Origin of the sequence: Microcoleus sp. T3_B1, from assembly GCF_036700445.1 — a bacterium.
Taxonomy (GTDB): Bacteria; Cyanobacteriota; Cyanobacteriia; order Cyanobacteriales; family Microcoleaceae; genus Microcoleus.
On the sequence record NZ_JAUBOX010000017.1, the window covers coordinates 109,516 to 120,147 of the forward strand.

The window sequence follows — 10,632 nt, forward strand, 5'->3', positions numbered from 1 at the left end:
CCTCCTGCCTCCTGCCTCCTGCCTCAAAACTCCAATTTCTAGCGGAGGGCTGCAAAGGTGAGATGCTCCCGGGCGATCGGCAATAAACAAGATTTATTACCCATCGCTGGCTGTTGAAAAGAATCAGATCGATCGCTCCTCTGCGTTGGCGTAGCCCCCGTAGGGGGGCAGGGCTGTTTCATTCTCAAGAAAACGATGATTTTGACTCTTGTAGTGCTAAGAGTGCCTACCCTCCCCATCCACGATTTGCTCATGTTTCAGAGATTGGGGCAGCCACGGGGGGCTGCCCCTACAAGAGAATGAAACAGCCCTGCGTAGGGGCGGGCGGCTTATGGCCCACCCTAGCCCAGGCCGTTAGATTGTTACCTGAGTGAAATCGCTAGCGGTAAGAATACCGGGGGTAATATTGTTAAGCTTCGCCAACAATTGATTGGTGTCCGTCACCGTAATCAAAGTTTGATTGTTGCTGGAAGTAATACTGAGTTGATTGAAACTCAAACCAGGATTCAACCCAATTAAATCCTCACCCCTGCGGAAATCATTAATGATGTCGCTACCCAAACTTTGATTTAGGAAAAACACATCATTTCCCGAACCTCCCGTCAAAGTATCGTCCCCAACATCCCCGGAAAGGAAATCGGAACCAGCACCGCCGCTGAGGATATCATTACCCTTACCGCCGTAAAGCGTATCGTTATCGGTGTCACCGAAGAGCACATCGTTTTCATTGCCGCCGAACAGCAAGTCGTTGCCCTCACCGCCATCGAGACTGTCGTTTTCTTTGCCTCCGTAAAGCGTGTCATTTCCCAATAAGCCAAAAATCAGGTCTGCACCTTCATTGCCAAAGGCAATATCGTTGCCGTTTCCAGCATTAATTGTGTCATTTCCTAAGTTGCCTAAAATGTAGTCGTCTCCATCTTCACCGAGTAAGATATCGTCATCTTTGCCGCCAAAAAGCGTGTCGTTGCCACCGCCGCCGGCAACAGTATCATTGGCGAGATCTCCCCTTAAAAAGTCGTCGCCATCTCCGCCAACCACAGTGTCATTATCTTTGCCGCCGTACATGGTGTCGTTGCCAGCGCCGCCAGAGATGAAATCGCTGCCTTCATTGCCGAAGATTGAGTCGTTATCTGCACCGCCGTCAATGTTGTCATTGCCGCCCATGCCGTAGAGAGTATCGTTGCCGACAAGTCCGTTAATTGAGTCGTTGATGCCGCCGCCCATGATGAAATCGGAACCTTCACCGCCGTTGAGAGTTTGTTGGACGGGGTTGGGGGTGATGGTGGCAGGATCTAGTTGGGGGGGGTTGAGGTCATCAAGCAGGGAACCATCCGAAGCCGGAGTAGGAGTCGGCGCGGGCGTCGGAGTTGGCGCCGGAGTCGGTGTGGGAGTAGGAGTTGGCGCGGGCGTCGGAGTTGGCGCCGGAGTCGGAGTGGGAGTGGGAGTTGGCGCCGGCGTCGGAGTTGGCGCCGGAGTTGGAGTTGGCGCGGGCGTCGGAGTTGGAGTTGGCGCGGGCGTGGGTGTGGGAGTCTCAGTTGGAATCGGTGTGGGCGTCGGAGTTGGCGCGGGCGTCGGAGTTGGCGCCGGAGTCGGTGTGGGCGTCGGAGTTGGCGCGGGCGTCGGAGTTGGCGCCGGAGTTGGTGTGGGAGTAGGAGTTGGTGTGGGAGTAGGAGTTGGCGCCGGAGTCGGTGTGGGAGTAGGAGTCGGCGCAGGCGTCGGAGTTGGCGCCGGAGTTGGTGTGGGAGTAGGAGTTGGCGCGGGCGTCGGAGTTGGCGCGGGCGTCGGTGTGGGAGTAGGAGTCGGCGCGGGCGTCGGAGTCGGCGTAGGAGTCGGTGTGGGAGTGGGAGTTGGCGCGGGCGTCGGAGTCGGCGTAGGAGTCGGCACTGGGATGACACTACCTCCCAATTCAAAAGATCCGCTGTCCACGATCGCACCTGGAATGCTGTCGCCATCTTGAGGGCGAGTCACGCCGCGCTGATCCGTAGCGGGTGCGCCGGTGGCAATCCCTTTATCAATTGCCGGACTTCCTATCAGCAACGGCCTGACTAAAGCGCCGTTGAGGTTTTGCAAAGGGCCAAGTAAGGGATCTGCGATCGTCACACTTGCCGTCGCATTGACATCACTTCCGTCATTGGGGTTTTTGGCCGGCCACTGAAAATTCCCTCCTTGATCGCTATATTGGGCGGTGACGTGTTGCTGAATGCCCCAAGGGTTTCCTCCGTTAGCCGCTGTATTGTTGGAAAGAATCGTGTTTTTGAGGGTGACATTATTGGCAGCGGCGAAGATACCTCCACCAACCCAGCCTGCAGAATTATCGGCGATCGTCGTGTTGAGAATGGTTGTGGGTGCACCAAGAGTCATTGCACCGCCGAGTTTGTTGAAATCACCAGCAGCAAACGCCGTGGAGTTGCCAGAAAACGTACTGTTAGTAATCGTAGTAGGGGCATTTCGCATCCACAGGCCGCCACCTTGATTATTGGCTTTGTTGCCAGCAAAGGTGGTGTTGGTAATGGTCAATCCCTGGTTGGTGCTGTCGCTCAAAATCGTTACCCCACCACCGTTTCCACCATTTCCACCGTTGGGTAGCGCCAGAATTTCGTTATTTTGGAAGGTGCTCTTTTCCAAAATAACCTTGTCTTGGCTGCCGGTGAACAGATAAGCTGCGCCTCCTTCACCTCGACCTTTATTGTCTTGAAATACGCTATTGGTAATCTTAATTGTGCCGGAAGCTTCGCTCGGATTGCTGGCTCGATCGGTATAAAGTGCGCCGCCGAAACCTCTTAAGAAAGAATTGGGCTGCCCTGTGGCGAAAGTGGCTGCTGTGGTGTCGTTGCCGATGAATCGGGAGTTGTCAATTGTCAGCTTACCTTGAAGGCTGTTAATTGCCCCGCCGTTAATTCCTTTGTTGTTGGTGAAGTCGCTGTTGGTGACTGTAATAGTTTTGAAACTCAAAAAGCCGATCGCACCTGCACCGCGTTCATCGTTAGCGGAGGTGGCTACGTTGCCGTTGAATTTACTGTTGGTAACAGTCAGGGTATTGTTGAAATTACCGAAAATTGCGCCACCGCCTTTATCGGCGACGTTGTTGTTGAACTGAACGTTTTCTACTGTGAGGTTTACTTCGTCGGTTGTGCCGATCGCGCCACCTCGATCCGTAGTTTTGCCGTTAGTAATAATGAGGTTTTTGACAGCAAAAGTCGTAGCAGTCACAACGTTGGCGTTGACAAAAAAGGCGCGGGATGCGTTGTTGCCACTGATGGTTAAACCGGGTGCGGCGGCGCCGTCAATGGTGATATTTTTGCCAACGGGAATATCGAGTTGACCGCTGGTGAGGGTAATGGTTTGGCTGGCTAAACCTGGGGCGAAGGTAATTATATCGCCGGCAACAGCCGTGGCGATCGCAGCCCTTAATGAACCCGGCCCGCTATCGCTATTGTTGGCTACTACGATCGTAGCTAAATCCCCTTGGTAACTTGCCATCGCCTCTGGCTGCAAGGCTAAGGGAGATTCAATTTGACCCTTAGCAAATTCTAAATTCCAGTCGCCGCTACGGCCGGTTATGTTGGTGGATGCCGCAACGTCAGCCCCGGTTAATTGACTGAATCGATCGACGAAATTAGCACCTGTACCGCTTGCTACATCGCAGCCGTACAGCATGAAGTCTGCTTCTGGGGCTAGTGAAGTTTGCCACTTTTCCAACTGGCTTTTGTATTGCTCTATGTTATCTGAACCCATAGAGGTATTGCCTAATTGTAGGCTGCCAGAACTGCCGTGAGAAATAATGTGAACCGAGTCTATCGCCCCGTTAGTAGAGGCGTATTTTTCCATCTCGGAGGTGATTTGTTCGATGCCGTTTTTGGTGCTATCGAGTATTACTACCTGCTGTCCCGGCAGCACTCCCGCTGCAATTGACTCGTAATCTTTCACGCCGGAGTCAATGAAGACTAAGGAGCGCACTGGCCGTTTTTCAAAAGCAGATTGTGAGTTAACTTGAGCGAACGTAGAACTCATATTGGAGACTCCATTTAGGGCATTATTAGTAGATACACCCCGGAGTTATCTCATCAGGCTTATTTGATTTTATCTTAACACCAAATTGAGAGATGGTGCATTTTTTAAAATATTTTTATTGATTTATTTTGAGCCACCTTTACCTGTGTTCTCTTGACCATGATGGAAATTATGACCTCTACCAATGGGAAGATATTACAACATTTGTCTGGCATATTTAAATCAATCAATCTAGGCTGTACCATCAAATTTTTGCGACATTATTTGGCTAACAGTAGCCTGATTTCAGGTACTCGGAAATGGTGGAGGTAATTTCCCCCAGGATAACTCCTCTTATACCCATTTAATGTGAAGTTGCACATATCTCGATCCCCCTAAATCCCCCTTAAGAAGGAAGACTTTGAGAAGAATCTTGTCCCACCCCCTACTCCCCTCCGGCGGGGGGTTAGGGGGGATCAGATTCTACGGGGCCTCATAAAAAATTGGTATTAATTATATTGAGTAGTTTTTATGTGAGTGTGAGATTTTACGTAGAGGCACAAGGCACTACAGTTTACCTAGCTGTATTTCATCCAAGGTAAAACTGAATTATGTAGATTGTGAACAATTCTATATGCTTTGAATTTGCTAGGCTTGCGGGGGAGCATCTCATATTTGTAAAAATACTTCTTCTGGCTCCTTCCTTCTTCCTCTTTCCTTCTGCCTCCTGCCTCCTGCCTCCTGCCTCAAAACTCCAATTTCTAGCGGAGGGCTGCTTTCATTGAGATGCTCCCGGTTTGCGGTACACCCAAATACTGATTACCAGGACGTTTTGTCGCATTTACTAACAGTCAAAACGGTCTAATATTAACTGGAACCCATCGCTGGGAATCAATTGGCTTATGGGGTGCTACCGACACTGTGAGGACTGCCATCCTCACTGCAAACGTGATTCAAATTATTCAGCGGGAGTTGATATGATTGCTGATTTAGTCAGCTCAAATCGTTGATTGCGATCGCGCCTGCCTCCCTAATTACAATTGTATTCGGGTTCAGTCGCCCTCGGTACGTTCCATACCCTGCATTAAATTACTCTCCTTAATTAGCAAACAGTCGATCGCGCCCACCGCCGTTGCTGAGTGTATCACTATCTCGATCGGCATAACACCCACCAACTCCCCTGTTTTTACTCAGGGAACTGTGCGATTTTGGCAATTGACTTTTGTATGGTTCCAGGTAATCTGAACTGAGGATAACAAAGCCTAATTGCAGTTGGTTCGAGCTGCCCTCAGAAGTTGTGCGAACTTTGTCAATCTCTCTAAGGATAGAGGCAGATTTTTGAAGTGCCGAGGTAATTTTCTCGATGCAGTCAGATTCCCCAGCCAAAATTCTGGAAACAAAATATCCACCTTGAGTGATGCTGGAGTCCTTGAATACAAAGCTTTTGGATGGGGAATTTGCGTATTCCAAGGCGGGAGTCGTTTCCCTTAAAGAAGTCAACATATTCCGTCCTCCAAAAGTGTGTTTAGCGGTAGATACAGCCTTGGAGTCAGAGCTTCTGAAACTGCCAGCGACCTTATTTATTTCGCTCATTCTTATTTCACCTATCTATCAGTTTCCCCTATTTCTGCTGCACTGCCATCCGCGATCGCACGGAATTTATATTCTGCGTGTTTTCCCTTACTTCCGGCAAACGCGCCATTACCGATCGATCCGGTATCCTGTCCGTGATACCACTTTCAAAAAAGAATGCAACTGTAATATCATGTCCGAGCGATTAACCATAATATCCCGGTCGGGGCGGGTTTTTGAGATTGTCAATTATTGGCAGGTATTGTTCGTGAACCCGCCCCTACAACAATCGCGGTCGCACACCGGACATGATATAAGCCCGTGCTTCAAACCTCGATAGTCTTCAGTCATTCCCCCATCTACAATCTAAAATCTAAAAGGGTATGACAGTTAGTTGATTGGCCTCGCAACTGTACCGATCAAGATTCTGTGGAAGATGGGGGTTTTTTCCCTGCATTGCGAATATTAATAATCTTGTTGAGGGCCTCAAACCAAAAACCAGCCCCCATAGAAATAGCTACACCGCTCAATATCCAACCCAACAATTTTTCCATCACAGCCGGCCACAATTTCCCCTGCTTATCTTGTTTTAACCTATTCTGTTCGCTCCATCCCAAAGGCAGAGGTACATTATTATCCAAAGCTCGACCGACATCTTCTTGAACTTTTTTCAGACTGGTTAAATTATTTGATTTAGTCTTAGCATTGTTGACCACAACCTGCTCAGCGTACAAATTAACAGTCGATCGCAACATCGAATCCTTCGACAACCGATTAATAATATGAATGGTATCAGCATTAGCAGCAACAGCGATCGCAGTTCCGAGCAAAATCGCCACCCCTCTAGCATTCCGCTTGTAAACGCCAGAAGCACGCTCCATCGATTGGTCAAACCAAATTTCAATTTCTTTCTGAAACCGCTGCAACTGCTCTTGAGTATCTCCGCCGCCTTTTTCAGCGCGCTGCGCTAAAATATAAAGGCTGCGTTTCAAAGATTCTGGCATACTGTCCAAGGTTTCTTGAATTTGTTGATACATCGGACTCTCCTCTTTGATATCCATAATTTCTGCTACCGTATCTTGACTTTTTTTAACAGTATTTAACAGATTGCTGAAACTCGGTTGCAGTTGCCCCAGCAGCGCCACCCGCTCAATTTTGCTGTCAAAACGAGCCTTCACAATTGCCATCTGCCTCTGAAATTCTCTCCCTGCTAGCTCGGTTTCTGGTAGATAAACCTGAGAATCCTTAATATAAAATCCTAGCTTTTCCGACATCCGATCTAAGCTGTTGTTCAAACTTGCTAAATTGTTTTGATAATCTTCAACAACTCGATTAAACTCCGCAGTCAGCCACCTAAATTCTTGCTCAATAATCGGTTTAGTAGCATCCGGCAAACTCAGATTTTCTCCAATCTGTTTAATTTGTGCTAATTGTAAATCTTTAAATCTTTCCAATCGGGTTTTAGAGATAGAGCTGAGCAAACTAGAAACCTTTAAAGTCTCCAAAAGGCTAGCCGAAAAACACTCGGCTGGAATATAAGAAGGCCCACTGGATTTATTGCCGAAAACATTTTTAGTACCCGTAACTCCGTGGTAAAAATCCCCCATGCGGTGCGTAACAGAGCGGAATCCCTCTGATAAAAGCCCTTTCGCTCCCTGATTCAAATCCTTGATAATCGGATTGGCGTAAATCGAATGGGCTAACTGTCCGACTCTCTTAAATTGCAGGGGATCTTTCGCGCCTTCGCTGCCTCCAGAAATCAGCACTTCGATCGACTTCTTTAAATGTTCCGCCCGCCACTGCCAAACAGTAGCAATCAGTTCCTGAATTTCCGAAGCTAGCAAGCTTAAAGTCAGGTAGATAAATACTAAGCCAATGATAATATCTATAATTACAGGCAAGTTCATGGTATTTTCCTAGTTGCAAATAACTGCTGTCTAAGTTTACCTTCAGTTTGGGACGCTCAAAACTCTCTTAACTTATGTCAGAAATCTTTCCATTCCTGGGCCGCAAACCGAAAAATCGCTGGAATGACAGCTTTACAGACAAAGTGTGGATGCTGGCTTTTCTGTTGGCTGCAGTGCTGATTTTCGGGCTGAATCTGGGCGGCGTGGCTTTGCGGGATTGGGATGAAGGCATTGCAGCGCAGGTAAGTCGCGAAATTTGGCGCGGCAACTTAAATTGGCTGTATCCGACGATCGACTCTATGCCCTATTTCAACAAACCACCGCTGGTACACTGGCTAATCGGGCTGTGTTTTGCCGTCGGCGGTGTCAGCGAATTGACGGCGAGGTTGGCACCGGCGATGCTGACGGCGGCTTCAGTGCCCTTGCTTTACGCCATTGGCAGGGAGTTGTTTCCGCAGCGTTCGATCGCCATTTTTTCTGCCCTCGTGTATCTGACGCTGTTACCGGTGGTGCGGCATGGACGTTTGGCGATGTTGGATGGGGCAGTTTTGTGTTTTTTGCTGGTGGCGATGTGGTGTTTGCTCCGATCGCGCCGCGACTTGCGCTACGCATTGGGGGCGGGGATTGGGTTCGGACTCATTTGCCTGACTAAGGGCGTGATGTTGGGGCTGCTGCTGGCTGGGATGGGCTGTATTTTTTTGGTTTGGGATACCCCGCGACTCCTCACTTCTGGGTATCTTTGGGGCGGATTGGCGATCGGAACATTGCCAGTAGCTGCTTGGTATTTTGCCCAATGGCTGCACTACGGCCAATATTTCATCCACACTAATTTAGTTAACGAATCTTTCCGGCGCATTTCGGAACCTGTAAGCAGTCACAGAGGCCCGCCTTGGTATTATCTTTTAGAAATTTTCAAATTAGCTTGGCCCTGGCAGTTATTTTGGCTACAAGGGCTGCGTCTGAGTTGGGAAAATCGCAGTTTTGCCGGGCCAAAATTAGTATTGGTTTGGACTGGAGTATATCTGCTGGCTATTTCTGTGATGACTACTAAATTGCCGTGGTATGTTTTGCCAATTTATCCAGCTTTTGCTCTTGCCGTTGGCAGTTATCTCGCTGAAGTTTGGGAGCAACTGTGGCTGCCGCCAGAGCCGATCAAACACGAAGCAGAAGAACGTTTTGATGCTATTTCTTTGTTGCCTCATCCCGCGATTTTGGCAGTGCTGGCTGTAGTTGGTTTTGTCGGCTGCATTTACTTCAGTGGCTGGGTACGGATCGGGGGACAAATGGCGCCTCCAGAGCGAGATTTGCAGTTATTGCTGATATTGGTAGCTTTGACAATGACAATGGCTGCCGTGTTGCTGCACCGCAAAGATCGGCAGTTTATATTAGTTTTAATTTGGGGAACTTACCTGACGCTGTTGGTATTGATGGCTTCAGATAACTGGGTTTGGGAACTGGCGGAGGATTATCCTGTTAAGCCGATCGCCGAAATTGTCCGCACAGGAACTCCCGCCGGTCAACAAGTGTTTACTTCTCACCGCTTGGGCCGTCCATCGCTGAATTTTTATAGTCAACGCCAAGTGATTGTCGCCGACGCACCTACGCTCAAACAGAAATGGCAAACTCTTCCTCAACCTTATTTTCTGTTAGAAAAACCCGTTTTAAAACATTTAGGTTTGCAGAATGCTGAGGTTGTCAAAACAGCGGACGATTGGGTTTTGGTAACTAGAAAATAAGCGTGTTTCCCCAAATTACCGTAGGGGCGGGTTCACCAACCATTTATGTCAGAAACCAACAATATAATAAACCCGCCCCCACCCAACTATAAATCTCGAAAATAAGCGTGTTTCCCCAAATTACCGTAGGGGCGGGTTCACCAACCATAATCGCCTCAGACCAAAAATCTCGAAAACCCGCCCCCACCCAACGACAAATCCGAATCTACATTTTTGGGATGCAATCGCATATCAGATTAATCTAGGCGATCGGCTGGGTGGGGACGAGTTTACCAACAATTCATACGAGAAACCAACAATCTCAAAAACCCGCTACACAAACTCAACCTTAAAAAGCTTACCCAAAAATGTTACACTAAACAAAAGTCTCAGTTAAATGCTCTCTAATAGAACTATGCAACTTACTGAACAACGATACTACTCGATCGAGGAATATCTAGCACTAGAAGAAGCTGCTGACTACAAAAGCGAATACATTGACGGTGAAATATTTCCTATGGCCGGTGGCTCTACCAATCACAATCAAATAGCGCTCAATTTCAGTACCGAACTAAATTTTGCGTTCAAAAAACTAGACTATCGAGTTTTCATGAGCGATGTCCGCTTGTGGATACCCAAGAAGCGCATCTATACCTATCCCGATGTGATGGTAGTATGTGGGGAGCCGGAGTATTATAATAACCGCACCGATACGATTACCAATTCCAGGGTAATTATTGAGGTTTTGTCAGCTTCAACTAAAGGATACGATCGCAGCAAAAAGTTTGAGGGATACCGCACGATTCCCACTCTTGAAGAATACTTATTGATCGACCAAAACCGGAGATATATCGAACATTTTTCTAAGACGGATGATAAGCGATGGTCGTTTGCTGAGTACAATGAATCGGATGAGACGATCGCGCTTGCTTCAGTATCCTTTGAAATTGCTGTGGCAGATATATATAATAAAGTGAATTTTGAACAAGTAGATCGAGAAATTGCACCTGAAAAATGATTGTAGGGGCGGGTTTCACCAACAATCTATGTGAAAAACTAACAATCTCAAAAACCCGCCCCCACCCAACCACAAATCGGCATCTACATTTGTGAAATTCGATCGCACATCAGGTTAATCTAGGTTATTGGTTGGGTGGGGGCGGTTTTATCTAGATTGTCTGCTGGTATTAAATATTATTCGTAAAACCCGCCCCTACGATAGCGTGTAGGGGCGGGTTTCACCAAGCATCTATGTCAGAAACCAACAATATAATAAACCCGCCCCCACCCAACGACAAATCTCGGAAATAAGCGTGTTTCCCCAAATTACCGTAGGGGCGGGTTTCACCAACCATCTATGTCAGAAACCAGCAATATAATAAACCCGCCCCCACCCAACGACAAATCTCGGAAATAAGCGTGTTTCCCCAAATTACCGTAGGGGCGGG

The 10,632-nt window shown here is 48.1% G+C and carries 5 protein-coding genes; 2 read left to right on the forward strand and 3 right to left on the reverse strand.

The features are described 5' to 3' along the window. Window positions 1–354: 354 nt before the first annotated feature. The 3 genes from QT990_RS12160 to QT990_RS12170 form a co-directional block, all read right to left on the reverse strand. A complete protein-coding gene (locus tag QT990_RS12160; protein ID WP_333305230.1) occupies window positions 355–4,011 on the reverse strand; it encodes a DUF4347 domain-containing protein in 3,657 nt (1,218 codons plus the stop codon). A 1,077-nt stretch (window positions 4,012–5,088) separates the two neighbouring features. Then, window positions 5,089–5,583, reverse strand: a complete 495-nt coding sequence (locus tag QT990_RS12165; RefSeq protein ID WP_333465282.1) for a DUF4347 domain-containing protein — start codon at window positions 5,581–5,583, stop codon at window positions 5,089–5,091. 398 nt (window positions 5,584–5,981) lie between these two features. Further along, window positions 5,982–7,469 carry a hypothetical protein gene (locus QT990_RS12170; protein WP_333465283.1) on the reverse strand — a complete coding sequence of 496 codons (1,488 nt, stop codon included), beginning with the start codon at window positions 7,467–7,469 and terminating at the stop codon, window positions 5,982–5,984. A gap of 74 nt (window positions 7,470–7,543) precedes the next feature. Here QT990_RS12170 and QT990_RS12175 point away from each other — a divergent pair, with 74 nt between their 5' ends. Then, on the forward strand, window positions 7,544–9,205 hold the full coding sequence (locus QT990_RS12175) for a glycosyltransferase family 39 protein (RefSeq protein ID WP_333465284.1): 1,662 nt from the start codon (window positions 7,544–7,546) through the stop codon (window positions 9,203–9,205). A 394-nt stretch (window positions 9,206–9,599) separates the two neighbouring features. Then, window positions 9,600–10,202: a Uma2 family endonuclease gene (locus QT990_RS12180; RefSeq protein ID WP_333145505.1), complete on the forward strand. Its 603-nt coding sequence runs from the start codon at window positions 9,600–9,602 to the stop codon at window positions 10,200–10,202. The last annotated feature ends 430 nt before the right edge of the window (window positions 10,203–10,632 follow it).

What these genes read in the sequence shown, in the direction of transcription:
- QT990_RS12160 (WP_333305230.1), bottom strand. Translation starts at nt 4,011, where the DNA reads ATGAGTTCTACGTTCGCTCAAGTTAACTCACAATCTGCTTTTGAAAAA.
- QT990_RS12165 (WP_333465282.1), bottom strand. Translation starts at nt 5,583, where the DNA reads ATGAGCGAAATAAATAAGGTCGCTGGCAGTTTCAGAAGCTCTGACTCC.
- QT990_RS12170 (WP_333465283.1), bottom strand. Translation starts at nt 7,469, where the DNA reads ATGAACTTGCCTGTAATTATAGATATTATCATTGGCTTAGTATTTATC.
- QT990_RS12175 (WP_333465284.1), top strand. Translation starts at nt 7,544, where the DNA reads ATGTCAGAAATCTTTCCATTCCTGGGCCGCAAACCGAAAAATCGCTGG.
- QT990_RS12180 (WP_333145505.1), top strand. Translation starts at nt 9,600, where the DNA reads ATGCAACTTACTGAACAACGATACTACTCGATCGAGGAATATCTAGCA.